This is a genomic window from Mesorhizobium sp. P2_C7 (genome assembly GCF_056404515.1).
This window is the reverse complement of record NZ_JBFUDW010000022.1, coordinates 15,524-42,204: the sequence shown is the minus strand read 5'-3', so window position 1 is coordinate 42,204 and position 26,681 is coordinate 15,524. Positions and strand designations below refer to the sequence as shown.

Below are 26,681 nucleotides of genomic sequence, written 5' to 3'. Positions count from 1 at the left end.
GGGCCGGGGGTGATGGCAAGGGTATCGCCAGGCTGGAGCACCCCACATCCGACCGAGCTTGCTCGACCAACGCCCTGGGGCGAGGCACGGGTCTCGCCCTGTCCTTCGGACCCCACGAGGGGAGAAGGAAGAAGCGCCACCTGCTCAGGCGGCGGCTTCCTGCTGTTGCTGCACGGTGCGGCTGAGGCGGCGAACCTCCTCGTCGTTGAGCAGGCCGCCGGCGCGCAGCAGGCTGGCAAAGCGGCCATTGCGCATCGACAGTTCGGCGAAGCCGCCCATCTCGACCACCCTGCCCTTGTCCATGAACACGACCAGATCGGCGTCGCGAACGGTGGTCAGGCGGTGGGCGATGATGAAGGTGGTGCGGTCGCGCCGCAATTCGTCGATCGCTTCCTTGACGCGGTCCTCGGTCTCGACGTCGAGGGCGCTGGTCGCCTCGTCGAGCACCAGGATAGGGGCATCCTTCAGCACGGCGCGGGCAATAGCGATGCGCTGGCGCTCGCCACCCGACAGCTGGCCGCCACGTTCGCCAACCAGCGTGTCATAGCCATTGCTCTTGGACAGGATGAAGTCCTGCGCGGCAGCCGCGGTGGCGGCGGCATGGACCTCGTCATTGGTCGCGTCAGCCCGGCCGACGCGGATGTTGTCCTCGATCGAGCGGTTGAGCAGGCCCGCATCCTGGAACACGGTGGCGATCGAATGACGCAGCGACTTCCGGGTCACGCTGCGGGTGTCGATGCCGTCGACCAGGATACGGCCATGGGACGGCGAGAAGACACGCTGCAGCAGATTGATGAGCGTGGTCTTGCCGGCCCCTGTCGGGCCGACGATGGCGACCGTCTGACCGGCCTGGACCTCGAACGACACGTCGTCGATGCCCTGGCCCGAATTGGCGAATTCGAAGCCGACATTCTCGAAGCGGACATGGCCGGTGACATTGGTGAGATCGCGCAACCCATCCGGCTCGGCGGCGTCGGCCGCGGAATCCTCGAGGTGGTAGAAATCCTCGAGCTTGGCACGGGCCTCCGAAATCTGGTTGGCGAAAGCCGACATCTGGTCGAGCCTGGCGATCAGCAGCGTGGCAAAGCCGGTGAAGGCGATGACGTCGCCGATGCGCAGCTGGCCATGGGTGACCAGATAGGCGCCGATCAGCAGTACCACCATCATCGAAATCGTCGACGAGAGACGGTGCAGCGCATTGGCCATCGCCCACCAGTCGAGCACCGGGTTCTGCGCGTCGAGCAGGTTCTTGACGTAGCGGCGCAGCGTGTCCGCCTCGTGGCCGAGGCGGTTGTAGCTCTGCAGGACGGCGACGTTGGAGACCGAATCGGTCACATGCGCGAAAACCTTGTGGTAATGGCGCTCAACCGCGGCCTGACCTTCCTTGGTCCGCTTCATCACCAGCCGGCCGATGCCGACATAGAGCACGCCGAGCGCCAACAGCACCATCGACATGCGCAGGTCCATGCTGATCGCGGTCGGGATCAGCAGGAACAGCGCGACCGCCGTCGACAGGTGCTGGCGCATGAATTCAAGCCACAGGCTGAACAGGGTCTCGACCGCGCGCAAAAGGGTGTGCAGGGCATTGGAGGTGCCGCGCTGGTGATGCCAGGCAAGCGGCATGGTGATCACGCGCTCGAACGACTGGCAAAGCACCTCGCTGCGCCGCTGGTGGGCAAAGCGATCGGCACCGCGCGCCACCAGGACGAAGGCCACGATGTTGAACGCGCCCAGGCCCGCCCACAGGGCAAGCGTGGCAAACACCGAACCACGTTCGGAAATCGCATCGATCACTCGTCCGAACATGATCGGCTCGAGAATGGCGATGATCGCGAGAGCGACGTTGGCCGAACAGATCAACGCGACGCGTTTCCTGTCTGCGGCCAGATAACCGAGCGCTCGCCAGTAGATTTGCAGAAGGGTCACCCCAGTTACTCCGCCATGCTGTTTATTGTGCACTGCATCATTTGACTCGTATCGGTTGATACGTCGCAAAACAATGGCCGTGTACCTCTTCAGTTCCCAATTCGCGAACAAAAGATGGCGACGTTCCGAAATCTGCCGTGATCACCTAACGGTTTGAGAAGACAGGTAAAATGTCAGGCATGCGGCGAAATCATGGCAGCTGGCACGTGCTGCCACAAATTTAATCAACAACGATGTCTGGCGGATGACCAATGCCGAAATCGCCTTCTACACAGTATAGCGCCAAACAAATGCGGCCTCGCGCCCGCCAAAGGCGACGAGATGCCAAGCCCAGCCAGCCTGGGCGGCGTATGCACTTGGCGTCAAGCCTTTGATTTTATGTTCTTTTCATCGGCATGCCCTTCACCCAAGGCGATAGCAACGCAGGGTGGCATTGGCGCCTTTAGCCCTGTTGTGGTCCCGAAAACCGCCCCCGGGCTCTTGAGCCCGAGAGCACGCTTTCTGGGCAAAATGCCTCAGGCCGGGATCCTGATGACGACGTCGGTAACTTCGCCATCCTTCAGTTCGACTGCCGAAACCTTGGTCTTGGCCCCATTCAGTTCCAGCGAAACCGCCTTGGCCTTGTTGTCGCGGACGACGCGAACCTTGAGTTCCGCCCCCAGCATCTTGAGGGTTGCCGAGTAACCGTCCCAATGGCGGGGGAGCTTTGGCTTGAACTGAACACGCTTGCCGCGCCGTTCGATGCCGAGGATCCCTTCGACCGCAGCCCTGTAGAGCCAGCCGGCCGAGCCGGTGTACCAGGTCCAGCCGCCACGGCCACCCTTGTCGTCCTCGGCGTAGATGTCGGCCGCCACGACATAGGGCTCGACGCGATAGTGCTCGGCCGAGGCCTCGTCGGTCGCATGGTTGACCGGGTTCAGCATCGAGAAACAGCGATAGGCCTCGTCGGTCCGCCCCATTTCGGCGAGCGCGATGACGAACCACGTGGCGGCGTGGGTGTACTGGCCGCCATTTTCGCGGACACCGGGCGGATAGCTCTTGATGTAACCCGGTTCCTTGTCCGTCTTCGAGAACGGCGGCGTGAACAGCTTGACGATCTTGAGCTTCTCGTCGACGAGCAGTTTGGTCGCCTGCTCCATCGCCGTCGTCGACCGGGCCGGATCGCCCTCTCCCGAAAGCACGCTCCAGGACTGGGCGATCGAGTCGATCTTGCACTCCTGCGAGGACCGAGACCCGAGCGGCGTGCCGTCGTCGAAGCTGCCGCGCCGGTACCATTCGCCATCCCATGCCGTGCTTTCAAGCGCCCGCTTCAGCGCATCGGCATGCTTTGCCCAGGCTTGCGCGTGCTTGGCATCGCCTTCGGTCTTGGCAATTGCGGCGAAGTCGCCCAGCGTCTTCAGCAGAAACCAGCCAAGCCATACGCTCTCGCCCTTGCCGTGTTCGCCGACGCGGTTCATGCCGTCGTTCCAGTCGCCGCCGAGGATCAGCGGCAGCCCGGCGGGACTGCTGCGCTTGATGGCAAGATCGAGCGCCCGGGCGCAATGGTCGTAGAGCGACGCCGTCTTCTTCAAGATTTCCGGGGTGAAGAAGGCATCGTGCTCGCCCTCGCCCAGCGCCTGTCCATCGATGAACGGCAGTTGCTGCTTCAGGATGGTGGCATCGCCGGTGACCAGCAAATAGCGCGCCGTGGCGTGGGCCAGCCAGACCACGTCGTCGGAGATCGTGGTGCGCACGCCGGCCCCGGTGCGCGGCAGCCACCAATGCTGCACGTCGCCTTCCGGGAACTGCCGCCGCGCCGCATTGAGGATCTGGTCGCGTGCCAGTTGCGGATCATGCGCCAGCAATGCCAGCGTATCCTGCAACTGGTCGCGGAAACCGAACGCACCGCTTGCCTGGTAGAAGGCGGAGCGGGCGCGGATGCGGCAGGCGAGGCTCTGGTAGGGCAGCCAGTGGTTGACCATGGCGTCGAGCGCCTTGTCCGGCGTCTCGACCTGGATGGTGTCGAGGAAGCCGCGCCATTCGCGCTCATTGTCGGCCAGCCTCCGGTCGAAGTCCTTGACCCGATGCTCCTGCACCAGGGCGCTGGCCTCCTCGACGGTCTCGGCATCGCCGAGCAGCCAGAGCAGCGTCACGTCGCCGCCGGCCGGGATCTCAATGTCGCGGGCAATCGCCGCGCAAGGATCGTCTCCGGCCTCGACACGGCCCGACAACGCCGCGCCGCTCAGCACAGCCTGTGGGAGTTCGCTGGAGCCATGCCGGCCGAGGAACTCCGAACGGTCGGTCGTCACCGAATGGACGCCACCGTCGGCGGCAAGGAAAGCCACCCGCTCGCTGAAATCGAGCCCGTAGGGATTTTGCGCCAGCAACGCACCGGTGGCGGCGTCGCGAGACGGGACGATTGTTGCCGCCGTGCGCGACCGATGCCCGCCGAGCACCCATTCGGCATAGGCGTAGACACGAAGCCGCGCCGGCACCGAGCCGGAATTCTGGATGCGCAGCCGCGAGATCTTCACCGGGTCGATCGGGTCGACGACATGGGTGAGGTCCATCGACAACGGCCCGCGCCTCGAACGGAAGGTCGAGAAGCCCTGGCCGTGCCAGGCCTCGTAGGTCATCGAGGGGTCGCGTACCACGGCGGCGAGCGGCGAGAACGCCTTGCCGCTGGCCTGATCGTAGATGTAGACGCCTTCGCCCGGCCGGTTCGAGACCGGATCATTCGACCACGGCGTCAGCTGGTAGTCACGGCTGTTGCGGCTCCAGGTGAAGGCGGCACCCTCGGCAGAGGTGTGGAAGCCGAACGACGCGTTGGAGACGACGTTGATCCATGGCTGCGGCGTGGTGCGCCGGCCAGCCAGACGCACGACATAGTGCCGCCCGTCGCCATCGAAACCACCGAAGCCATTCCATTGGCTGAGGCCGCTTCCATCGGCGCTGACATCCGCCACGGCCTGCGAGGCATGCATTACTGGCACCGGCGACGGCAATTCGCGCGCGACCGCCAATGCTGCCGGCTGCAGGGCGTCGCGCGCCTGCAGGGCGGCCGCCTCGGCCCGCTCGATCTGGTCGAAGATGGTGCCGTTGCGCGTGTGCAGGACGACGCGGGCGACAGCGAGCAGCGTCTTGTAGGTGATCTCGTCCATCAGGTCGCGGCGCACCGCGAAAATGTGCTGGCGAGGCCCGAGTTCCTTGCCGCGCAGTCGGCTGTTTTCGCACAGCGTCTCGACGGCCCGCTGCAGGTCCTGGACATAGGAGGAGGCCTGCTCGTTGACGACGACGAAGTCGATCATCATGCCGCGGGTGCGCATGTATTCCTGGAAACGCAGCGCCTGGGCGACGATTTCGAGATCGGCGACGTCGCCGATCCTGACCAGGAAGATCGGGAAATCACCCGAAATGCTGGTCGGCCACAGGCTCGACTGCTTGCCCAACCCCGTGGCGATGGATTCGGCCGGAAGACGCAGGAACGGATCCGGATAGATCAGATAGCGTGCCAGTTTCTGCACATTGGCGGCATCGGTCAGACTGAGGCCCATATGGCGGGTCTGCACCTGGCTTCGCGTCCAGGCGAGCATGGCCTGGCGGGCAAAACTCTCCGGATGGTCAAGTCGGGCAAGGGCCTCTTCCAGTTCGGCGCGGCTGGCGCCGACCACGGTCCAGAAGGTCAGCGATATCTTCTTGTTGGCAGGCACACGCACCTGGCGGCGCAGCGCTGCGACCGGATCGAGCGTGAAGCCCGAATGGCCGCCAAGCCTGGCGCCGGGATCGAAGGCGGCCGCGTCGACGATGGTGCGGCCGCGGCCGATGAAGGCGCGCCGGTCTGTCTCGGCTTCGGCATCGCGCGCCGATCCGGACGGATCGGTGACGAAATGCACCATGGCGATATCGGGCTCGCTGGTCTCCCGCTTGCGCCGCGTCGCAAAGATCTGCGCGTTGTTCGATGCGATTTCGGTTTCCACGAACATCTTCGAGAAAGCCGGATGCGCGTTGTCCGACGCCTCCAGGCCGAGCACCAGTTCGGCAAAGGAGGTGACTTCAATGTGACGGTCGGACGGCCCGTCATTGTAGAGCGTGACCCGACGGCCCTCGCCATTGCCTTCCGAGATGACGATACATTCGACTTCGGAGCGCAACGTGCCCACCGATTTGACGAAGCTTGCCTTGTCGTCGGAGAACAAGGTCTGCGCCTTTTCCTCGGCCGCACGCTTCGGCTCGGCCGTAGCCGACCACCAATCGCCGGTGCCTGCGTCCCGCAGGAAGATGTAGGAGCCGAGCCGGTCCTCGGTTGGATCCGGCTGCCAGCGGGTGATGGAGAGATCGCCCCAGCGGCTGTAGCCCGAGCCGGTCGCGGTGACCATCACCGAATAGCGGCCGTTCGACATCACACTGGTCGACCGCAGCGACCGCAACGGATCGAGCACGATGCGGGTGTCGGGGCTCTCGACTTCCGTCTCGTCCTTGGAGCGCTCGTCGGCCTCGGTCCTGACGGTCGCGGTCGGGATGTCGCGCGGCGCCCTCTCCTGCAGCAGCAGTTCAGCCGATTCGATGACCGGGTCACTGTGGAAGCGGTCGCGCATGCGGCCTTCAAAGATGGCGTCGGCGACGGCCACGATCGACATGCCCGAATGGTGGGCCATGTAGTTCTGCACGACGACATGATCGGTGCCTTCCGGCACGCGCTGCGGCGTGAAGTCGACAGCGTCGTAGTAACCGTGGCGGCCAAGCGCGCCGATCTCCCGCAGCCGGGCGAGATTCTGCACGGCTTCGCGCGGGTTGAACTGTGCCGCGAGCACGGTGGCGTAAGGCGCGATCACCGTGTTCTGGCCAAGGCCGCGCTTAAGGCCGAGCCCGGGCACGCCGAAATTGGTGTACTGGTAAGTCAGTTCGCGGTCGCGGGCGTTGTAGGCCGCTTCCGAAATGCCCCACGGCACGTTCTTCTGGCGGCCATACTGGATCTGGCGCTTGATGATCAGCTTGCTGGTCTGGTTGAGAATGCTGCCTTGCGGCTCCTTCATCACCAGCGGCGGCATCAGGTATTCGAACATCGAGCCGGACCAGGACATCAGCGCGCCCTTGAAACCGATCTCGACGATCGGCCGGCCAAGCCGGAACCAGTGCTCGGTCGGCAGGTCGCCCTTGGCGATGGCGAACAGGCTGGTCAGCCGCGCCTCGGAAGCCATAAGGTCGTAGCAGCTTTCATCGAGCTGGTGCTCCTCGACACGGTAGCCGATCGACAGCAGCTTGCGTTCGGGCCGCATCAGGAAGGAAAAATCCATCTCGAAGGCGAAGCGCCGCGTGCGCTCGCGCAAGGTGAGCAGCTTGGCGCGCAGCGCCTCGACGGCATTGTCGTCGCTGTGCGCGTCATGGACATGCGCCTCGCAGGTGGCCTCGAGCCTGGCCGCCCAGTCGACGATGACGTCGCTCTGGGCCGACGCCGCCTCGGTGTGGATGGCGGTGGCGAGCTTGCGGATCTCGCCGGCCAGCACGGCCAGATTGATGGTGCGGATCGACGCCATTTCCGGCTGCGCCTTGATGGTGTCGACCGCGCGCCGCATGCCGTCGAGACGGTCGACGAGGCGCTGGCGCAAAGGCCGCAGTTGGCGGCGGTCGTCGGGCAGTTCGTCGAGGCTCTCGCTGAGGATGGTCACAGTGTCGAGAATGCCTTCGAAATCGCCTTGGAGATGGACGGAGGGCGCTTCCGCCCATTCGGCGCATGCCGCGGCCACCGCCACCAGATGACCGGCAAGATTGCCGCTGTCGACCGCCGAGATGTAGAGCGGGTAGAGCGGCTTCAGCGTCGTCGTGTCATACCAGTTGAAGAGATGGCCACGGTCGCGCGGCATGCCCTCGATCGTCGTCATGGTGGCGTCGATGCGGGTGATGGCGTCGGACAGGCTGATCCAGCCGAAATCGCGGGCAGAGACGACCGACAGCAGGTAGACGCCGATATTGGTCGGCGAGGTGCGCGGCGCCACCACCGGCGCCGGGCTTTCCTGGAAATTGTCCGGCGGCAGATTGTGGTGCTCGGCCGTCACGAAGCTTTCGAAATAATGCCAGGTGCGCCGCGCCACCGTACGCAGTGCGTGGATATCGGCTTGCGATATGCGCAAGCGATCCTCGGTTTCGGCCGAGCGGCTGATCCAGCTGGCGATGGCCGGCGAAGCGATCCAGAACAGGGCGAAGAAGAAAGCAACGAAGGCGCCGGTGGAATCGGCCAGCACCGGGATGGCAAGGCCGACGAAGCCGATAATCACGGCGCCATACATCATGCCGTAATAGGAGCCGACATCGTTGTCGCCGGCCTTGTGCGCCTGCGAGGCGGTGCGCCATTCCAGCAGGTTCTGGCGGCTGACGAAGAGCCGGTAAATCGTGCGGATTATGGCGTCGCCCATCATCCAGGCGTTGTGCGCCATCAGCACGATTTTCAGCGCCACCATGGCGGTACCGAAGGCGACGTCGCGCGCCAGGGCCGAGAAATGGCCGCGCGGCGTCTGGTCGCCGCTCTTGGGCAGGATGGCGTTGACGATGTCGAACGTCGGCGCCATGAACAGGCTGAGGATCAGCAGGGCCTGCCATTGGGCGGCCTGCGTGAAGGGCAGCAGCGTCCAGCCGGCGATCGCGGCCATGACCCAGAAGATCGGCGTCAGCGAGCGGCGCAGATTGTCGACCATCTTCCAGCGCGACAGAGCCGGCACGCCGGAGCGCGGATCGAGCATGAAGCCGAGAAGCTGCCAGTCGCCGCGTGCCCAGCGATGGTGGCGCGATGCGTCGACTGAATAACGGATCGGATAGTCCTCGACCAGTTCGACGTCGGTGACCAGCGCCGAGCGCGCCAGCGCGCCTTCCAGCAGATCGTGGCTTAGGATGGTGTTTTCCTCGATGCGGCCCTGCAGTGCGGCCTCGAAAGCATCGACGTGATAAAGGCCCTTGCCGGTGAAGGACCCGTCGCCGAAGACATCCTGATAGAGATCGGAGACGGCAAAGACATAAGGGTCGAGGCCGCGATTGGCCGAGAACACCCGCTGGAAAAACGACGCATCGTCGCCACTGGTCAGCGACGCGGTGATGCGCGGCTGCAGGATGGCATAGCCCGCCGTGACAACACGCTTGGTAGCATCGAAATGCGGACGGTTGAGCGGATGGCAGAGCTTGCCGACCAGGGTCGCGACCGCGTCGCGGGTGGTGCGCGTGTCGGCATCGAGCGTCATCACATGGACGACGTTCTCGGGCAGCGGCACGTCGAGCGGCAGGAATGTGGTGTCGCTGTCGCCGCGCAGCAGAAGGTCGAGTTCATGCAGCTTGCCGCGCTTGCGCTCCCAGCCCATCCAGGAACCCTGCGCCGCATTGAAGAGGCGCCGCCGGTGCAGGATGTAGAAACGTGGCGCGCCTTCTGAGGGATAGCGGGCGTTGAGACGAGCGATCTCGGCGCGGGCGAATTCGAGGATTTCGGTATCGGCCGCATCGATTTCGGTCTTGCTGTCGGGCCAGTCCGAAAGCAGCGCGAAATAGATTTCATCCGCCGTGTTGGCGAGATGATGCACCTCGATGTTGCGGATGTTTTCCTCGACGTCGTCGCGTGAGCCGATCAGCGACGGCACCACCACCAGGGTGCGCGCCTCAGGCGGCACGCCGTGCCTGTAATCATAGCCAACGACGCGCGTCGGTTTTAGGAACAGCGATACGACGGTGTTGAAGAAGGCGAGCGCGCCCTCGCTGGCCGGTACGGCAAACAGCGCCAGCATCACGACGATCGACGGCACCGACAGGCCGAGATTGGCCAGCGCGTTGCCGGTGAGCACGAGAAGCAGGGCCGTCAGCGCAAATACCGGTACGACGATGCCAAGCCATCCGGTCTTGCGGAAGGTGCGCTTGACCGTCTGGCTGATGGTCGGCCGATAGCCGATCGTTTTCTCCAGTTCCAGCCGGCGCGGACCGACGAGGAAGAAACCGACATCGGTGTGGGCGGATGCAACTTGGGTGGCAGCGCCTTCATCATCGCCCGATAGGGTCTCGGTGGCGGCGTGATCGGCCAGTTCGATGGCCTTCTCGGCGACGCGATATTCCGAAAGGTCCGAGCGGCGCGCCAGTTCCTCGATCGCGGTCCGGTACTGGTCACGCGAGAAGAAGTCGAGCGCGGCGAAATCGGTGCGCTCGCGCAGCACGGTGTCGATGCGGCTGACGCCTTCGAACCACACCGTCCAGTCGACGTCGTTGATAAGGCGCAGGCCACGGATGATGTTTCCGGTCGTCACATTGCCGCTGGACAGCGTGTGATGTTCGGAAATGATGATTTCCTCGGCGTCGGAGCCGGTCTTTTCGAGCTCGCCTTCGAGCCATTCCAGGGCCTTGCCGGCATTCTGCGATCCATCGCGCAAGCGATAGAGCAGCTGGGTGGCGAAGGTGGTGTCCTGCGCATGAGCGCTGAATTTGGACAGGATCGCCTGCCGGTCCGGGCTGTCGTCGGTCGACAGAACCTTGTCGGCGACATCGTTGGCGATCTGGCGCATCTGGCGGGTGCGATTGACCCTGACCGCCAGCCGGCGGAGATTTTCGATCAGGACGAAGCGCAGAAGCGACGGCAGCGCCCAGAGTTCGCCGATCTTCAGCGGCTCGAGCGACTGGAAGCCCTGGACGATGGACTTGAACATCGTCGCCGAGACGGAACTGTCCGAATGCGCCACATAGGTCCAGGCCAACGCCAGCGCGCGCGGCACGCTGCCGCCCTCGGGCAGTTTCAGGCTGGGCAGTTGGCGGTAGAAGCGGCGCGGCAGATCGCGCTTGACCTGGAAAATGGTTTCTTCGACCAGATAATTGTTATCGAGCAGCCACTGCGCCGCCGGCGTGATCGTCTCGCCCCTCGCCTGCGCGGCATTGGTCGAGCGGTAGACTTCCAAGATCTTCTTGGCGCTGTCGCGGATGCGGGCCTGAAAGTCGAAGGGCGTCAGGCCGAACAGATCGGTGAGATCGCCTTTTGCCAGGCTTTCGCCAAGCAGGCGAAGACGCTCTTCGGGCAGGAAATTGGATCGGATCGGCTCTTCCGTGATGGCTGGGAAGCTCGCGCTCGTCTTCTCGATCTGGGCAGGGGTCGTCTGAATATTCATTGAAAATTCCGTATGCGGACACTGAGCGGCGTCACCGCCACGGCAATGGCCCTAAAACCGATTCAAATGCAATTGGTTGCATAATCCCACTTGCTGAAAGTTTGTTTCCGCACCACGACAGGGCGTTATCTCTCAGCAAAAATTCCAAGACGAGCGCCCCTTCTCCCGTCAAGCTCGATCGACGGGGAGGATTCAGGCTTTTTCGTGATGCCGCCGATAGCTTACGCTATATTTCGCCGGCATCGCGATCATGTTTGGAAACAAGCGTTAATCGTTGCCGGAGATGCCGCCGATCCGGATCACGAACAGCGTCGTCTCCTGGACGGGCTGGATAAAGAGGCTGGCGGCGTCCGGGCCGGGCAGCAGAGTGTCGAGCGGCCCGAGGTGGACCGGCTCGGTGCCGGGCACGGTGACTTCGCCGTTCAGACACAGGACGAGGGTTGTCCCGGTCCTGGTCCTGATTTCCACAGGGTTCGAAACCATAAGGCGTTCGACCGAATGCGTCATCCGGCTGCGACGGGTCATGACATTGAGGTCGGTGATCGGCCCGCCGATCAGCGCGGCCGCGGTCGCCACGTCAGCCGGGAAGGAAAGCGGGGCGGTCGCCCCGGTGACTGATATCGGCGGGCGGCCAGCAACATCCAGCACGATGCCCTCGCCTTCGAGCACTGCAAGCGTGCGATCGATACCGGCAAATTGCGAGAACGGACCGCTGCCTTCGACGCGCGCCATCGAGACGCGCCAGTCGAAGTCATTTAGCCCGGCGTCGGCAGGCGAGACGGCGACCTCTGTCGTCACCCCGCCGCCGTTCTTCCAAGGCATGGACTTGTATCCGGCTGCCCGCAGGACGCGCATCAGTCAGTCCATCACCCGAGAATGCCGGGCAGGTTGAGCTGGTGCTCCCTCGCGCATTCGACGGCGATGTCGTAGCCGGCATCGGCGTGGCGCATGACGCCGGTCGCCGGGTCGTTCCACAACACCCGCTCGAGGCGCCTGGCCGCCTCACGCGTACCGTCGGCGACGATGACCATGCCGGCGTGCTGTGAGAAGCCCATGCCGACACCACCGCCATGGTGCAACGACACCCAGGTGGCGCCCGATGCGGTGTTGAGCAGCGCGTTGAGCAGCGGCCAGTCGGACACCGCATCCGAGCCGTCCTTCATCGATTCCGTCTCGCGGTTCGGCGAGGCGACCGAGCCGGAATCGAGATGGTCGCGGCCGATGACGACAGGCGCCTTGAGCTCGCCCTTGGCCACCATCTCGTTGAAGGCGAGGCCGAGCCTGTGCCGGTCGCCAAGACCAACCCAGCAGATGCGCGCCGGCAGGCCCTGGAAGGCGATGCGCTCGCGCGCCATGTCGAGCCAGTTGTGCAGATGGGTGTTGCCGGGCGTCAGTTCGCGTACCTTGGCGTCGGTCTTGTAGATATCCTCGGGATCGCCCGACAGGGCCGCCCAGCGGAACGGGCCGATGCCGCGGCAAAACAGCGGTCGGATATAGGCCGGCACGAAGCCGGGGAAGGCAAAGGCGTTCTCGAACCCCTCCTCCTTGGCCACCTGGCGGATGTTGTTGCCGTAGTCGAGCGTCGGCACGCCGGCGTTCCAGAACGCCACCATCGCCTCGACATGTTCGAGCATCGAGGCGCGGGCGGCTTTTTCAACTGCCTTCGGGTCGCTGACGCGCTTCTCACGCCACTCAGCCATCGTCCAGCCCTTGGGCAGATAGCCGTTGATGGGGTCGTGGGCCGAGGTCTGGTCGGTGACCATATCAGGGCGAATGCCGCGCCTGAACATTTCTGGAACGATCTCGGCTGTATTGCCGAGCAGGCCTACCGACTTCGCCTCGCCTGCCTTGGTCCAGCGCTCGATCATCGCCATCGCCTCGTCGAGCGTCTCGGCCTTCTCGTCGACATAGCGGGTGCGCAGGCGGAAATCGATCGAATCCGGGTTGCATTCGATGGCCAGGCAGCAGGCGCCGGCCATAACTGCGGCGAGCGGCTGGGCGCCGCCCATGCCGCCGAGGCCGCCGGTCAGGATCCACTTGCCCTTGAGATTGCCGCCATAGTGCTGGCGGCCGGCCTCGACGAAGGTCTCGTAGGTGCCCTGCACGATGCCTTGCGTGCCGATGTAGATCCACGAGCCGGCCGTCATCTGGCCGTACATCATCAGACCCTTCTTATCGAGCTCGTTGAACTTTTCCCATGTCGCCCAGTGCGGCACCAGGTTGGAGTTGGCGATCAGCACGCGCGGCGCGTCGGGATGGGTGCGGAAGACGCCGACCGGCTTGCCCGACTGCACAAGCAAGGTCTCGTCATCGGCCAGCGTCCTCAACGAGGCGACGATGCGGTCAAAGTCGTTCCAAGTGCGCGCCGCCCGGCCGATGCCGCCATAGACGACCAGCTCGTTGGGGTTTTCGGCGACGTCCGGGTCGAGATTGTTCATCAGCATGCGCAGCGGCGCCTCCGTCAACCAGGAGCGGGCGCTGATTTCCGTGCCGCGCGGGCTGCGGACTTCGCGAATGTTGTGGCGAGGATTGTTCATCATTGTCCCTTTCGAATGAGGTGCGCGGCGTTGCGGTGGCCGTCAGCACTGATCCAGGTGACCTGCTCATGGGCAGGGTCGGAAGCATCGATGGTCATGGCGTAGCAGGCCCAGACATCCGAAGGCGGCCATAGCGAGCAGTACTGGTCGCCACGAACATCCCAACGCCCGGGAGACTGGGTGCCGCCTTTTGTGTAGATGGTGGCTCCGCCGTCGTCGAAGCTCTGTGTCCAGTCCGGCCCTTCGACATGCGCGCCTTTCAAGGTGGCGAGCATATCAGCGCCCTTCATCTTCACCTCATCGGCTGACGCGCCGAAAACCAGCGTCGCTGCGAACAGAATGGCGAGAAAGCCGATCCTGGCATGGCGGTTCATGACATCCTCCCGATGTTTCGATGTCAGCTCTGCGCCCAGGTGATCGCGGTCTCGAGAATCTTCTTCAGCTTCGCAGCCATGGGTGCGGCGAACGCGGCATCATAGGGCACCGGCCAATTGTCCGGTTCACCCTTGCCCTCGGGCTCATGCAAGTAGCCGCGATCGGCAAGTTCCATCTGCAGCGCATGGAAGCCGCCTTGCGGATTGCCGAAGTAGCGCGTGATCCAGCCACCCTTGAAACGGCCGTTGATGACGTAGCTGTCGCCGCTTTCGGCCATGATCTGGCCGACCAGGCCCTGCAGCACCGGATCGGCGGTCTGGCCGTCATTGGTGCCGAGATTGAACACCGGCAGCGAGCCATAGAACAGGCGCGGCAGAACCGAGCGGATCGAGTGGCAATCATAGATGACGACCTTCGGATGCAGGCCGCGCAGCCTGGTCGCCTGAAACCCGAGCATTTCATGGTAGGGCGCGAAATATGACTGATAGCGCTGGCTGATTTCCGCCGGCGTCGGTTCCTCGCCGGGCAGGTAAAGCGGATCGCCGTCGAAAGTCTCTGTCGGGCAAAGCGTCGTCGTCGTCTGCCCGGGATAGAGCGAGGCGCCGGAGGGATCGCGGTTGACGTCGATGACGGTGCGCGAGATCGACGTATGCACGACCGTCGCGCCAAGGCCGGCGGCGAAATCGTAGAGCTGGTCGATCCACCAGTCGCAGTCGCGGCGACCGAGCCAGGGTGAGACCAGCCGGTTGTCGATGCCGGCGAGATCGATGCCGGTATGCGGGATCGACACCAGCAGAGGTTCCGTGCCTTCCGTCACTGTAAGCCAGTCGGTCATGTTCAGGCTCCCGAGATCGAAGGCAGTGTTACCGCACCGGCTGCCTTGACGGTCGCGCCGCTGCGCACCATGGCGATGGCTTTTTCCATATCAGGATGGAAGTGGCGGTCATTGTCGAGATGCGGCACCTCGGCCCGGACCAGCTTGCGCACCGCTTCCAGGGCATTGCTCGATGCCAGTGGCGCATGGAAATCGCAGCCTTGCGCCGCGGCCAGCAATTCGATGCCGATCACCGCCGTCGCATTCTCGACCATGCCGATCAGCCGGCGCGCGCCATGCGCTGCCATCGAAACGTGGTCTTCCTGGTTGGCCGAGGTCGGGATGGAATCGACGCTGGCCGGATAGGCTTTCTGCTTGTTCTCGGAAACGAGCGCCGCCGCCGTCACCTGCGGGATCATGAAACCGGAATTCAAGCCGGGCTTGGGCGTCAGGAAGGCCGGCATGCCGGACAGCGCGGGGTCGACCAGCATGGCGATACGCCGCTCCGACAGCGAGCCGATCTCGCAGACGGCGAGCGCGATCATGTCGGCGGCAAAGGCCACCGGCTCAGCATGAAAATTGCCGCCGGAAAGTGCAGTATCGTCCTCGGCGAAAATCAGCGGATTGTCAGTGACGCCATTGGCCTCGGTGCCCAGCGTGTCCGCCGCCTGACGCAGGACGGTGAGTGCCGCACCCATCACCTGCGGCTGGCAGCGCAGGCAATAGGGATCCTGCACGCGCTCGTCGCCCACGCGGTGTGATTCACGGATGGCACTGCCGGCCATCAGATTGCGCAGCGCATCCGCCGTCTCGATCTGGCCGCGATGCTTTCTCAGTTGATGGATGCGCGGATCGAAGGGCGCGTCGGAGCCTTTTGCTGCGTCGGTCGACAACGCGCCGGCGACCAGCGCCGACTGGTAGAGCACTTCGGCCTCGAACAAAGCGGCCAGCGCATAGGCGGTGGAAAACTGCGTGCCGTTGAGCAGTGCCAGGCCTTCCTTGGCGCCCAATGTCACAGGCTCCAGCCCGTGCGAGACAAAGGCGACCTTGGCCGGGAAACGGCCATGCGGGGTGAAGCATTCGCCGACGCCGATCATCACCGCCGTCATGTGCGACAGCGGGGCAAGGTCGCCGGAGGCGCCGACGGAGCCTTGCGCCGGCACCACCGGGATGACGTCGTTGGCAAGCATCGCTTCAAGCAACTCGATGGTCTGCGGCCGCACGCCGGAGGCGCCCTGCGCCAGGCTGGCCAACTTCAGCGCCATCATCAGCCGGCAAACAGCGACCGGCATCGGCTCGCCGACGCCGGCGGCATGCGACAGCACGATGTTGCGCTGCAAGGTCTCGAGATCCGCGGCGGGGATGCGGACGCTGGCCAGTTTGCCGAAGCCGGTGTTGATGCCATAGACGGGTTCGCCCTTGGCGACGATCCTGGCGACGGCCTCGGCGCTCGCCTTGATTTTTGGCTTGCAGGCATCGTCAAGCTTGGGCACGGCGCCACGGTAGATGGCGCGCCAGTCGGCCAGCGTCGCATTGCCGGGCTTCAGGGTCAGTTCGGTCATTGTCCTCTCCAGATGCGGGCATGCAGCGGGTTGAAGCCCATGCGGTACACGAGTTCAGCAGGGCGCTCGATGTTCCAGATCGCCAGATCGGCGGATTTGCCGGCTTCCAGCGTGCCGGTCTCTCCCAGCAGGCCGAGCGCGCGGGCGGCTTCGCGGGTAACGCCGGCCAGGCATTCATCGACCGTCAGGCCGAACAGGGTCGCCGCCATGTTCATAGTCAAAAGCAGCGAGGTCAGCGGCGAGGTGCCGGGATTGTTGTCGGTGGCGACCGCCATCCTGACGCCGTGCTGGCGGAACAGGCCGACCGGCGGCTTCTTGGTCTCGCGAATGAAATAGTAGGCACCGGGCAGGATCGTCGCCACGGTACCCGCCTTCGCCATGGCCATGGCGCCTGCCTCGTCGGTGTATTCGAGATGATCGGCCGACAGCGCACCAAAGCGGGCGGCAAGTTCGGCACCATGCAGGTTGGAGAGCTGGTCTGCGTGGAGCTTGACCGGCAAGCCTGCCGCCTTGGCGGCATCGAACACGAGCGCCATCTGCTCCGGAGAAAAGGCGATGCCTTCGCAAAACCCGTCGACGGCATCGGCCAGCCCCTCGGCGGCAACCGCCGGGAGAATTTCTCTTGCGACCAGATCGATAAAGGCGTCCTTGTCGCCCTTGGCTTCCGGCGGCAACGCATGGGCGCCGAGGAAGGTCGTGCGGATCGTCACCGGCCGCTCACCGCCCAACCGCCGTGCGGCGCGGAGCGACTTCTTTTCGTTTTCCAGATCGAGCCCATAGCCCGACTTTACTTCTACCGTCGTCACGCCCTCGGCGATCAGCGCATCGAGGCGCGGCAGCGACTGCGCGACCAGATCGCTCTCGCTGGCGGCACGCAATGATTTGACCGAGGAGACAATGCCGCCGCCGGCCCTGGCGACCTCTTCATAGGTGGCGCCGGCCAGCCGCATCTCGAATTCATTGGCGCGGTTGCCGGCATGGACCAGATGGGTATGGCAGTCGATCAGGCCGGGCGTGATCCAGCGCTGCTCGCAATCGATCGTCTCGACATTTTGGGCAAGCGCTGCGGGCATGCCCGATTCAGGGCCGGCATAGACAATGCGGCCATCACGAACTGCGACCGCGCCGTGTTCGACGACGCCAAGTCCGGCGGCTCCCTCGGCCATGGTCGCCAGGCGCGCATTGCGCCATAGACGAAGACCCCCTGCCCGGCTTTTGCTCTCTGCAGCCATCATCTTTTCCGTTTCAATCGGTGGCGATTATGTATATACATATTGAAACGCACTGCAAGTGCCATCATCGCATATGAGACAGGGAACCGGAGAGAAAAGTGACTGACATCTTCGCGGAACAGGCGCTCCTTCCCAATGGCTGGCACCGCAATGTGCGGATCACCTTGGCCAAGGGACGCATAACAACTGTCGAGCCGGGTGCGACCGCCGTGGCAGGCGACGAACGCTACGCGATCCTGCTGCCCGGTATGCCCAATTTGCACAGCCATGCATTCCAGCGCGGCATGGCCGGATTGGCCGAGCTTCGCGGGCCTTCCGCCGACAGTTTCTGGAGCTGGCGCGAGGTGATGTACCACTTCGCCCTGTCGATGACGCCCGACCAGGTCGAGGCGGTTGCCGCGCAGCTCTATGTCGAGATGCTGGAGGCCGGCTTTTCACGCGTCGGCGAATTTCACTATCTGCATCACGACCGCGATGGAAAGCCCTATGCCAACCCTGCCGAGATGGCCGAGCGCATCGCGGCGGCGGCCGGCGAAACGGGCATCGGCCTGACGCTGCTGCCGGTGTTCTACGCGCACTCTTCTTTCGGCGGGGCCGCGCCAAACCAAGGCCAACGGCGTTTCATCAACGATGTGAATCGCTTCTCCAGGCTTGTTGAGAAAAGCCTGGAATGCGTTCGCACTTTGAATCAAGCTGTTGTCGGCGTCGCTCCGCACAGTCTGCGCGCCGCGACAGCTGAGGAACTAACTGAGGTGGCCGCCATGGCGCCGGATGGGCCGATCCATATCCACGTCGCCGAGCAGGTGAAGGAAGTCGAGGACTGCCTTGCCTGGTCGGGCGCGCGACCGGTCGAATTCCTGCTGGCCAACGCGAAAGTAGACCAACGCTGGTGTCTCATCCACGCCACGCACATGACCGATGCGGAAACAGTCGCGATGGCCAGGAGCGGCGCGATCGCCGGCCTTTGCCCGATCACCGAGGCCAATCTCGGTGACGGCACTTTTGCAGCGCCGCTGTTCGGGGAGCATGGCGGCCGCTTCGGCGTCGGCTCCGATTCCAATGTGCTGATCGGCCTGCCCGACGAGCTGCGGCAGCTCGAATATTCGCAGCGCCTTGCGCACCGCGCCCGCAATGTGCTGGCCGTGGCCGGCGGCTCGACCGGACGCGCGCTGTTCGATGCCGCGCTCGACGGCGGCAGCGTTGCCCTTGGGGCCGGCGCCTCGGAGATCGCCACGGGCGCATCCGCCGATCTCGTCTCGCTCGACGGCAATCACCCCTCGCTGGCCGGCAAGACCGGTGACGCGATCCTCGACGCTTGGATCTTCGCCAATGGCAGCAAGGTCGACTGCGTCTGGGTGCATGGCAACAAACAGGTCAGCGGCGGCCGGCATGCAAGGCACGAGGCCATCGCCGAGCGGTTTCGCAGCGTAATGACGGCGCTTTCGGCATGAACATGATCGAGACAGCGGATGCGGAAGGCGGCGTCTCGCTGCACCAGCGCATCCTGTCCGACATCAGCGAAAAGATCCTGTCCGGCGCCTGGGCGCCCGGCCATCGCATCCCGTTCGAGCACGAACTGAGCGCGCAATACAATTGCTCGCGCATGACGGTGAACAAGGCGCTGTCGCAGCTTGCCAAGGCGGGGCTGATCGAGCGGCGGCGCCGCTCAGGCAGCTTTGTCCGCCAACCGCAGTCGCAGGCTGCGGTGCTGGAGATCCATGACATTCGGGTCGAGGTCGAAGCGCTCGGCCTGCTTTATCGCTACGAGCGCGTGGCGCGCCACAAAAGGCGCAGTGACGCCGAGGATCGCGCCTTGCTGGAGCTTGGTGCCGCCGGGCCGGTGCTGGCATTGGAATGCCGGCATTTCGCCGGCAAGCGGCCGTTCGCGCACGAGCAGCGGCTGATCAACCTGACCGCCGTGCCGGAAGCATCAGACGAGGAATTCCTGGCCATCGCACCCAGCCCGTGGCTGATCGGCCGCGTGCCGTGGAGCGAAGCCGAGCACCGCATCCGTGCGGTCGGCGCCGACAAGCAGGTCGCGGCGGCACTCGACATTGCGGCCGGCGCGCCCTGCCTGGTGGTCGAGCGGCGGACCTGGAGTGCCGAACACCCGGTCACTTATGTGCGCTTCACCTACCCCGCCGACAGCCACACGCTGGTGGCGCGATTCAGGCCGTCGCAGGGGTAATTTTTACCCTCCCCCTTGTGGGGGGCGCTGCGAAGCAGTGGGGTGGGGCGCCGACCCCTACCCGGACCTTCGTTCGACCTCCCCACGGGGGTGTAGAAGTCAAACCGCCGCCGTAATAATGATCTCGACCAGATATTCCGGTCCGGCAAGCTTTGCTTCGCCGGTGGCGCGGGCCGGCGTGTTGCCTTGCGGCACCCACTTGTCCCATTCGGCATTCATTTCGGCAAAGGTGCTCATGTCGGCCAGCCAGATGATCGCCTGCAGGATCTTGGTCTTGTCCGAGCCGGCCTTGGCCAGCAGTCCGTCGATGGTCGCCAGGACATCCCTGGTCTGCGACGCGACGTTGCCGCCCGGCTGACCAACCTGGCCGGCCAGATAGACGGTATTGCCGTGGATGACGATCGGGCTCATGCGCGGGCCAACATCGATGCGACGAATGCTCATGGGAGGTTCCTTCCTTTGTGGTCGCGCTTCTTTAAGGTTGCGGCCGGCTTCGGGCAAGGTCGCCCGGTCAAATCCCTTGGCAAATCCCTTTGGGCCAAGGGCGTGTGATGTCCACACACGGCAAGTTGACCCGGCAGTAGCAATTCCGCCCGATTGGCTTGTTGACTAATGTAATAACATCACATATCCAATCGGCCGCTACCAGCAGCCCGTTTTCGCTGCCCTCACGGATCGCAGAATGACAAATACCTGCCTGACCTTCCGCGACCTGACGCTTGGCTACGGCAGCCACCCGGCGATCCATCATCTTGACGGTACGATTCGCAAAGGCTCGCTGACTGCGGTGGTCGGCGCCAACGGCTCCGGCAAATCGACGCTGATGAAAGGCATTGTCGGCGTCCTGAAACCGATGGCCGGCGAAGTCATCCGCGCGCCTGGCGTGCGTGCCGCCTATCTGCCGCAGCAATCGGAACTCGACCGCTCCTTCCCGGCGCGGGTGGTTGACCTGGTCTCCCTCGGCCTGTGGCCACGGCGGGGCCTGCTCGGTCGTCACACCAGGGAAGATCGCGATTCCGTCAGCCAGGCGCTGATGGCCGTCGGTCTCGGCGGCTTCGAAAAGCGGCCGATCGACACGCTGTCAGGCGGCCAGTTGCAACGCACGCTGTTTGCGCGAGTGCTGCTGCAGAACGCTGACCTCATCCTGCTCGACGAGCCGTTCAACGCGGTCGACGCCAAGACGGTCGGCGACCTGATCGCGCTGATCAAGCATTGGCATGGCGAAGAGCGCACCATCCTGGTCGTCGTCCACGATCTGGACCTGGTGCGCCAGAATTTCCCCGAAACGCTGCTGCTTGCCCGCCAGCCGATTGCCTGGGGGGAAACCAGGGAAACGCTGAAGCCGGAGAACCTCTTGCGCGCCCGCCGCTTCCACGAAGCCTGGGAAGAGAATGCGCCCTGGTGCGAGCCGGACGGGCATGCTCATGACCACGATCACGACCATCATGGCCACGCTCACGGGCATGACCATCACCACGGTGCCGGACCGAGGGCTGCCTGATGGACACGCTTTACGGTCTCTTCATCGCGCCCTTCGCCGATTTCGGCTTCATGCAGCGGGCTCTGATCGGTTCGCTGATGCTGTCGCTCGGCGCCTGCCCGGTTGGCGTGTTCCTGATGCTGCGGCGCATGAGCCTGTCCGGCGACGCCATGGCGCATGCCATCTTGCCGGGTGCCGCCGCCGGCTTCCTGCTCTACGGCCTGGAAATCCTGCCGATGACCATTGGCGGCCTGATCGCCGGCGTCATCGTGGCGCTCGGCGCTGGCGCCGTCTCGCGCTTCACCATCCAGCGCGAAGACGCCTCGATGGCAGCCTTCTATCTGATTTCGCTCGCCATCGGCGTCTTGATGGTGTCGATCCGCGGCTCCAGCGTCGATCTCATGCATGTGCTGTTCGGCACCGTGCTGGCGCTCAACAACGAAGCGCTGACGCTGATCGGCGGCATTGTGGCGGTGACGCTGGTCAGCCTCGCCATCTTCTGGCGGGCGCTGGTCGCCGAATGCCTTGATCCGCTGTTCCTGCGCTCGGTCAGCCGGCTCGGCAGTCCGGTGCATTTCATCTTCCTCGGCCTCGTCGTGCTCAACCTTGTCGGCGGCTTCCAGGCGCTCGGCACGCTTCTATCGGTCGGACTGATGATGCTGCCGGCGGCAGCCGCCCGTTTCTGGACCGTGCGCGTCGAGCCGATGTGCGTGCTGGCGGTGCTGATCGGCTTTGCCTCCTGCATCGCCGGGCTGCTTCTGTCCTATCACGCGTCGCTGCCGTCCGGCCCGGCCATCATCCTGTCGGCCGGCGTGGTCTATTTCGCCTCGATCCTGTTCGGCACGCGCGGCATCCTGCGCGCCCGCATCGTCCATCACCGTCACAGAACGGCCTGATCCCCCGCCCCTAGAAGGAGACCCGTCCATGCTGAAATCGATCCGTGCCGCCCTGGCGATGAGCGTTATAACATTAACTGCCATTGGCGCCTCGCCGGCTTTTGCGGCACCGCTGAAAGTGGTCGCCAGCTTCACCGTCATTGCCGATTTTGCCAAAAATGTCGGTGGCGACCGCATCGATGTCACCACCATCGTCGGACCGGACGGCGACGCCCATGTCTACGAGCCGAGCCCGGCTGACGCGGTGGCGATGGCCAAGGCCGACATCGTGCTGGTCAATGGCCTGCATTTCGAAGGTTTTCTGCAGCGGCTGGTTGATGCCAGCGCCACCAAGGCGTCGATCGTCACCTTGACCAAGGGCGTGACGCCGATCGATTTCAAGCCTGAATTCGCCGACGCCGACGCCGCCGAAGGGGCCGGAACCGGCGGCGGCAAGACGGTCACCGATCCGCACGCCTTCCAGTCGATCGCCAATGCCAAGATCTACGTGGCGAACATCGCCGAAGCCTTCTGCGCCGCCGACTCCGACGGCTGCGTCAGCTACCAGACCAATGCCGCCGCCTACACCAAGAAACTCGACGCGGTCGAAGGCGAAGTGAAGGCCGCGATCGCCTCGATCCCCGAAGCGAAGCGCGTCGTCATCACCTCGCATGACGCCTTCGGCTATTTCGAGCACGAATACGGCCTGACCTTCCTCGCCCCGCAAGGCATCTCGACCGACTCCGAACCGTCCGCCGCCGATGTCGCCAGGCTGGTCGACCAGGTGAAGCAGGACAAGGCGGCGGCGATCTTCGTCGAGAACATCACCAACCCGCGTCTGATCGAGCAGATCGCCAGCGAGACCGGCATCAAGGTCGGCGGCACTCTCTATTCGGATGCGCTGTCGCAGCCCGACGGCCCGGCCTCGACCTATATCGACATGATGCACAACAACATCCGCCAGATCAAAGGCGCCATCCTCGGCAGCTGACGCGGCCCTCCCCGGAAAGGCGGAGCCGGTCTCCGCCTCTCTGTTTTGCGCTCTGGCAGTTCGAGCTGGATTCCGCGCCGGAAATGCCTATCTGCGCTACGGTGTCGAGCTGCGCAAAGACGCGGATCGACCGTGGATCAAAAGCCGGCATCACATGACAGACTTTACGCCTTTCCAGTCGCTGCTTGGCGGCGCCCTTATTGGCCTGTCGGCAGTGCTCTTGATGGCACTGCATGGGCGGATTGCCGGGATGACCGGCATTCTGACCGGCGTCATCCCGCCGCTATCGCCTGAATGGCGCTGGCGCGCCGCCTTTCTCGCCGGCGCCGTGGCGGCGCCGCTTCTCTATCAGACGGTCGGCGGACACATCGCCTTCAGCGTGCCCGTGTCGACGCTGGCACTTGTCGGTGGCGGCTTCCTGGTCGGCATCGGCGTGCATTTCGGTGGCGGCTGCCCGAGCGGACACGGCATTTGCGGCATAGCGCGGCTATCGCCACGCTCGATCGTCGCCGTCGCGATCTTCATGGTCACAGCCTTCGTCACCGTCTTCATCATCCGCCACGTGATCGGAGGCTGAGCCCGTGAACAAGTTCATCTCGGCATTTCTGATCGGTGGGATTTTCGGCCTCGGCATCGCCGTGTCCGGGATGATAAATCCTGCCAAGGTGCTGAACTTCTTCGACATCGCCGGCAGCTGGGACCCGAGCCTGATCTTCGTCATGGGTGGCGGCCTTGCGGTCGCCTTCGCCGGCTACCGCCTGATATTCCGGCGCCGTAAGTCACCAGTGTTCGAAACCGCGTTCGCCCTGCCGACGACGCGCACCATCGACGCGGAGCTGGCCGGCGGCGCCGCTGTCTTCGGCATCGGCTGGGGCATCGCCGGCTTCTGTCCCGGCGGCGCCATTCCCGCGCTTGGTCTCGGCTCCTCCGCGACGGCGATCTTTGTCACGGCGGTGATCGCCGGCATCGTCGTGGCGCGTTTCGCGAGGTCACGGCTTGCTCAGCCGGCTGCGGCATAGGAAGTAGTTGCCGGTTCCGCCGGAGAGTGGCAAGACTTCTCGCCAAATCAGATTGCGAGGATACAGCCATGGAATACCGCGAGATCAGCGAGGCCTATTCGGTCTCGGGCCAGATCCAGCCCGAAGACGTCACCGCCATCAAGGAGGCCGGCTTCAAGAGCGTCATCTGCAACCGGCCCGATGACGAGCAGCCCGGCCAGCCTTCGGCCGACACGCTCAAAGCCGCGGTCGAGGCCGCCGGCATGGCCTTCCGCTACATCCCCGTCGTCAGCGGCCAGATCACGGCCGAGAATGTCGAGGATCAAGCCGAGGCGCTCGACGAGCTTCAAGGCCCGGTGTTCGCCTATTGCCGTTCCGGCGCCCGCTGCACCAATCTGTATGGACTAATCCAGCAGTCGAAAGGGTGAATTGGCTGATCGGCGTGAGCCTATTGGCGCCCCTTGGCGACGAAGCTTCGGATGCCAAAAAGAAGCCCTAGAAGAGCGATGAAGGGCGCGAGCGCGGCGAGTGGGACCGTGCTCACGACCAGCAAGACAAAACCCGAGATACAGATTGAAAAGCCAATCCCGCACCACCAGCGGGACTTCGGATTGGCCAGGATGCCCTCAAAACCTATCTTGCGATCCCGCCATGACCAACTTGTATCTCGCAAAAGCGACGCGTTCCAATTCGAGGAATCGTACCGTAGGAAGATCAGGCCGCCGATCGTGAACGGCACCAGCCCGACCAGAAAGAGGATTATGCCGGCAAGCTGAAAGTTGGACATGGTTCACCGCAGGTTGGTAATTCCATTTAGCGCAGGCCAGTCGAAGAATGTTCAAATCGGCAGCGCGCCGGTTTCCTTCAGCGTCTCGAGCACGATCGCCGTCTTCACATGCTGCACGGATTCGTGCGGCAGCAGCACGCCGTTGACGAATTCCGATAGCGACTTCAGGTCGGGCGTCACCACTTTCAGGATATAGTCCATCTCGCCGGTCAACGCGTGCGCTTCCTGCACCTCAGGCAGCCGCGCCACCAGTTCGCCAAAGCGCCTAGCATTGTCGCGATTGTGGGTGGCTAACGTCACCGAGATGACGTTGACTAGGGAAAAGCCCAGTTTGTCGCGGTCGAGCACGGCGTGATAGCCCTTGATATAGCCGTCCTCCTCCAGCCGCTGGCGGCGGCGCGAGCATTGTGACGCCGACAGATTCACCCGCTCCGACAAATCGTTGTTGGTCAGCCCCGCATCGCCCTGCAAGAGCGCCATTATCTTGCGGTCAAATTGATCAATGCGCGTTTCATCCATGGATTTCTGCCCTTTCGTGCACGCTTTACGCATGAACTGATCATTTCAAGCGTTTGAATGCAAGCACCATGCGCCGGCTCCGCGCTATGATGGCGTCAGGTGGCCGTTTCAGGCCTAGCCATATCCGGAGAACTATCATGGGCCCCTTCCCGCACGGCGCCCCGCCCGCCAAGATCAGCAACGACAACCCCGCCGGCACGGATGGGTTCGAATTCGTCGAGTTCGCGCATCCGGAGCCCGAAAAGCTCGCCGAACTGTTCACCCGCATGGGCTATGTCGCGGTGGCCAAGCACCGCACGAAAGACATCACCGTCTGGCGCCAGGGCGACATCAACTATGTCGTCAATGCCGAACCGGGCTCGCATGCGATGAAGTTCGCCGACAAGCACGGCCCTTGTGCTGCATCGATGGCCTGGCGGGTGGTCGACGCCAAGCACGCATTCGACCACGCCGTTGCCAAGGGCGCCACGCCTTACGAGGGCACAGACAAGGCGCTCGACGTGCCGGCCATCGTCGGCATTGGCGGCTCGCTGCTGTATTTCATCGACACCTATGGCAAGAAGGGCTCGGCCTATGATGCCGAGTTCGAGTGGCTCGGCGCGCGCAACCCGCGGCCGCAAGGCGTCGGCTTCTATTTTCTCGACCACCTCACCCACAATGTCTATCGCGGCCAGATGGACAAATGGTGGGATTTCTACCGCAATTTGTTCGGCTTCAAGCAGATCCATTTCTTCGATATCGACGGCAAGATCACCGGGCTGGTCAGCCGCGCCATCACCTCGCCCTGCGGCAAGATCCGCATCCCGCTGAACGAGTCCAAGGACGAGACCAGCCAGATCGCCGAGTATCTGAAGAAGTACAATGGCGAAGGCATCCAGCACATTGCGGTTGGCACCGACGAGATCTACGCCGCCACCGACAGGCTGGCCGAGAACGGACTGAAGTTCATGCCGGGCCCGCCGGAAACCTACTACGACATGTCCTATGATCGCGTGAACGGCCACGACGAGCCGATCGAACGCATGAAGAAGCACGGCATCCTGATCGACGGCGAAGGCGTGGTCGACGGCGGCATGACCAAGATCCTGCTGCAGATCTTTTCGAAAACCGTTATCGGGCCGATCTTCTTCGAATTCATCCAGCGCAAGGGCGACGAAGGCTTTGGCGAGGGTAATTTCCGCGCCCTGTTCGAATCGATCGAGCAGGACCAGATCAAGCGCGGCGTGATCAAGGTTCAGGCGGCGGAGTAGGCTTCAGGTCGAGCGGACTGTGCATGACCGGTTTCGGGTCATGCGCCAA

Annotated in this window: 20 protein-coding genes; 9 read left to right on the top strand and 11 right to left on the bottom strand. The window is 63.9% G+C overall.

What is annotated here, in order from left to right; all coding sequences use genetic code 11:
• Positions 1–144: 144 nt before the first annotated feature.
• The 8 genes from AC1D2G_RS32180 to hutI all read right to left on the bottom strand — a co-directional run bounded on the left by AC1D2G_RS32180 (position 145) and on the right by hutI (position 17,544).
• Positions 145–1,926, bottom strand: a complete 1,782-nt coding sequence (locus AC1D2G_RS32180; RefSeq protein WP_477419079.1) for a glucan ABC transporter ATP-binding protein/ permease — start codon at positions 1,924–1,926, stop codon at positions 145–147.
• Between the two features lie 515 nt (positions 1,927–2,441).
• Positions 2,442–11,024 carry a glycoside hydrolase family 94 protein gene (locus AC1D2G_RS32175; protein WP_477419076.1) on the bottom strand — a complete coding sequence of 2,861 codons (8,583 nt, stop codon included), beginning with the start codon at positions 11,022–11,024 and terminating at the stop codon, positions 2,442–2,444.
• A 267-nt stretch (positions 11,025–11,291) separates the two neighbouring features.
• Positions 11,292–11,879, bottom strand: a complete 588-nt coding sequence (locus AC1D2G_RS32170) for a HutD/Ves family protein (RefSeq protein ID WP_477419074.1) — start codon at positions 11,877–11,879, stop codon at positions 11,292–11,294.
• 11 nt (positions 11,880–11,890) lie between these two features.
• Positions 11,891–13,564: a urocanate hydratase gene (gene hutU / locus AC1D2G_RS32165; RefSeq protein WP_477419072.1), complete on the bottom strand. Its 1,674-nt coding sequence runs from the start codon at positions 13,562–13,564 to the stop codon at positions 11,891–11,893.
• Positions 13,561–13,935 (bottom strand): hypothetical protein, encoded by a 375-nt coding sequence (locus AC1D2G_RS32160; RefSeq protein ID WP_477419070.1) that lies wholly within the window; start codon positions 13,933–13,935, stop codon positions 13,561–13,563. The genes hutU and AC1D2G_RS32160 overlap by 4 nt, the downstream gene beginning before the upstream one ends.
• Positions 13,936–13,958: 23 nt before the next feature.
• Positions 13,959–14,771 (bottom strand): N-formylglutamate deformylase, encoded by an 813-nt coding sequence (hutG, locus tag AC1D2G_RS32155; RefSeq protein WP_477419068.1) that lies wholly within the window; start codon positions 14,769–14,771, stop codon positions 13,959–13,961.
• Positions 14,772–14,773: 2 nt separating this feature from the next.
• Positions 14,774–16,312, bottom strand: coding sequence for a histidine ammonia-lyase (hutH, locus tag AC1D2G_RS32150; protein ID WP_477419066.1), 1,539 nt, complete (start codon positions 16,310–16,312; stop codon positions 14,774–14,776).
• Positions 16,309–17,544 carry an imidazolonepropionase gene (gene hutI, locus AC1D2G_RS32145; RefSeq protein WP_477419064.1) on the bottom strand — a complete coding sequence of 412 codons (1,236 nt, stop codon included), beginning with the start codon at positions 17,542–17,544 and terminating at the stop codon, positions 16,309–16,311. Before hutI ends, hutH begins: the two co-directional genes overlap by 4 nt.
• Before the next feature lie 98 nt (positions 17,545–17,642).
• On the opposite strand from hutI, the gene AC1D2G_RS32140 reads away from it, so the two are divergent.
• The gene (locus tag AC1D2G_RS32140) at positions 17,643–18,995 is read left to right on the top strand and encodes a formimidoylglutamate deiminase (RefSeq protein ID WP_477419062.1); all 1,353 of its coding nucleotides are present in this window, start codon (positions 17,643–17,645) and stop codon (positions 18,993–18,995) included.
• Positions 18,992–19,732, top strand: coding sequence for a histidine utilization repressor (gene hutC, locus AC1D2G_RS32135; protein ID WP_477419060.1), 741 nt, complete (start codon positions 18,992–18,994; stop codon positions 19,730–19,732). The genes AC1D2G_RS32140 and hutC overlap by 4 nt, the downstream gene beginning before the upstream one ends.
• A 99-nt stretch (positions 19,733–19,831) precedes the next feature.
• Here the strand turns inward: hutC and AC1D2G_RS32130 are convergent, their stop codons facing one another.
• Positions 19,832–20,176 (bottom strand): RidA family protein, encoded by a 345-nt coding sequence (locus tag AC1D2G_RS32130; protein WP_095085854.1) that lies wholly within the window; start codon positions 20,174–20,176, stop codon positions 19,832–19,834.
• A 238-nt stretch (positions 20,177–20,414) separates the two neighbouring features.
• Here AC1D2G_RS32130 and aztA point away from each other — a divergent pair, with 238 nt between their 5' ends.
• The 6 genes from aztA (at position 20,415) to AC1D2G_RS32100 (ending at position 24,504) form a co-directional block, all read left to right on the top strand.
• The gene (gene aztA, locus AC1D2G_RS32125) at positions 20,415–21,233 is read left to right on the top strand and encodes a zinc ABC transporter ATP-binding protein AztA (protein ID WP_477398210.1); all 819 of its coding nucleotides are present in this window, start codon (positions 20,415–20,417) and stop codon (positions 21,231–21,233) included.
• Positions 21,233–22,108 carry a zinc ABC transporter permease AztB gene (gene aztB / locus AC1D2G_RS32120; protein WP_095085859.1) on the top strand — a complete coding sequence of 292 codons (876 nt, stop codon included), beginning with the start codon at positions 21,233–21,235 and terminating at the stop codon, positions 22,106–22,108. Before aztA ends, aztB begins: the two co-directional genes overlap by 1 nt.
• Before the next feature lie 28 nt (positions 22,109–22,136).
• Positions 22,137–23,078 (top strand): zinc ABC transporter substrate-binding protein AztC, encoded by a 942-nt coding sequence (aztC, locus tag AC1D2G_RS32115; protein ID WP_477419058.1) that lies wholly within the window; start codon positions 22,137–22,139, stop codon positions 23,076–23,078.
• 154 nt (positions 23,079–23,232) lie between these two features.
• A complete protein-coding gene (locus AC1D2G_RS32110; protein ID WP_477228889.1) occupies positions 23,233–23,655 on the top strand; it encodes a YeeE/YedE family protein in 423 nt (140 codons plus the stop codon).
• Positions 23,656–23,659: 4 nt separating this feature from the next.
• Entirely contained in the window at positions 23,660–24,097 is a 438-nt protein-coding gene (locus tag AC1D2G_RS32105; RefSeq protein ID WP_477419056.1) for a DUF6691 family protein, read from the top strand.
• A gap of 68 nt (positions 24,098–24,165) precedes the next feature.
• Positions 24,166–24,504 carry a protein tyrosine phosphatase family protein gene (locus AC1D2G_RS32100; protein ID WP_477419054.1) on the top strand — a complete coding sequence of 113 codons (339 nt, stop codon included), beginning with the start codon at positions 24,166–24,168 and terminating at the stop codon, positions 24,502–24,504.
• 20 nt (positions 24,505–24,524) lie between these two features.
• Here the strand turns inward: AC1D2G_RS32100 and AC1D2G_RS32095 are convergent, their stop codons facing one another.
• Positions 24,525–24,863, bottom strand: a complete 339-nt coding sequence (locus tag AC1D2G_RS32095; RefSeq protein WP_477419052.1) for a hypothetical protein — start codon at positions 24,861–24,863, stop codon at positions 24,525–24,527.
• A 51-nt stretch (positions 24,864–24,914) separates the two neighbouring features.
• The gene (locus AC1D2G_RS32090; protein ID WP_095085868.1) at positions 24,915–25,382 is read right to left on the bottom strand and encodes an Lrp/AsnC family transcriptional regulator; all 468 of its coding nucleotides are present in this window, start codon (positions 25,380–25,382) and stop codon (positions 24,915–24,917) included.
• 137 nt (positions 25,383–25,519) lie between these two features.
• On the opposite strand from AC1D2G_RS32090, the gene hppD reads away from it, so the two are divergent.
• Positions 25,520–26,632, top strand: coding sequence for a 4-hydroxyphenylpyruvate dioxygenase (gene hppD / locus AC1D2G_RS32085; RefSeq protein ID WP_477419050.1), 1,113 nt, complete (start codon positions 25,520–25,522; stop codon positions 26,630–26,632).
• Positions 26,633–26,681 lie beyond the last annotated feature (49 nt).

Coding starts and splice junctions, on each gene's coding strand:
- AC1D2G_RS32100 (WP_477419054.1), top strand. CDS start 24,166: ATGGAATACCGCGAGATCAGCGAGGCCTATTCGGTCTCGGGCCAGATC.
- hutC (WP_477419060.1), top strand. CDS start 18,992: ATGAACATGATCGAGACAGCGGATGCGGAAGGCGGCGTCTCGCTGCAC.
- AC1D2G_RS32175 (WP_477419076.1), bottom strand. CDS start 11,024: ATGAATATTCAGACGACCCCTGCCCAGATCGAGAAGACGAGCGCGAGC.
- aztB (WP_095085859.1), top strand. CDS start 21,233: ATGGACACGCTTTACGGTCTCTTCATCGCGCCCTTCGCCGATTTCGGC.
- aztC (WP_477419058.1), top strand. CDS start 22,137: ATGCTGAAATCGATCCGTGCCGCCCTGGCGATGAGCGTTATAACATTA.
- hutU (WP_477419072.1), bottom strand. CDS start 13,564: ATGATGAACAATCCTCGCCACAACATTCGCGAAGTCCGCAGCCCGCGC.
- AC1D2G_RS32110 (WP_477228889.1), top strand. CDS start 23,233: ATGACAGACTTTACGCCTTTCCAGTCGCTGCTTGGCGGCGCCCTTATT.
- hutH (WP_477419066.1), bottom strand. CDS start 16,312: ATGACCGAACTGACCCTGAAGCCCGGCAATGCGACGCTGGCCGACTGG.
- hutG (WP_477419068.1), bottom strand. CDS start 14,771: ATGACCGACTGGCTTACAGTGACGGAAGGCACGGAACCTCTGCTGGTG.
- hppD (WP_477419050.1), top strand. CDS start 25,520: ATGGGCCCCTTCCCGCACGGCGCCCCGCCCGCCAAGATCAGCAACGAC.
- AC1D2G_RS32170 (WP_477419074.1), bottom strand. CDS start 11,879: ATGCGCGTCCTGCGGGCAGCCGGATACAAGTCCATGCCTTGGAAGAAC.
- AC1D2G_RS32160 (WP_477419070.1), bottom strand. CDS start 13,935: ATGAACCGCCATGCCAGGATCGGCTTTCTCGCCATTCTGTTCGCAGCG.
- AC1D2G_RS32095 (WP_477419052.1), bottom strand. CDS start 24,863: ATGTCCAACTTTCAGCTTGCCGGCATAATCCTCTTTCTGGTCGGGCTG.
- AC1D2G_RS32090 (WP_095085868.1), bottom strand. CDS start 25,382: ATGGATGAAACGCGCATTGATCAATTTGACCGCAAGATAATGGCGCTC.
- hutI (WP_477419064.1), bottom strand. CDS start 17,544: ATGGCTGCAGAGAGCAAAAGCCGGGCAGGGGGTCTTCGTCTATGGCGC.
- aztA (WP_477398210.1), top strand. CDS start 20,415: ATGACAAATACCTGCCTGACCTTCCGCGACCTGACGCTTGGCTACGGC.
- AC1D2G_RS32130 (WP_095085854.1), bottom strand. CDS start 20,176: ATGAGCATTCGTCGCATCGATGTTGGCCCGCGCATGAGCCCGATCGTC.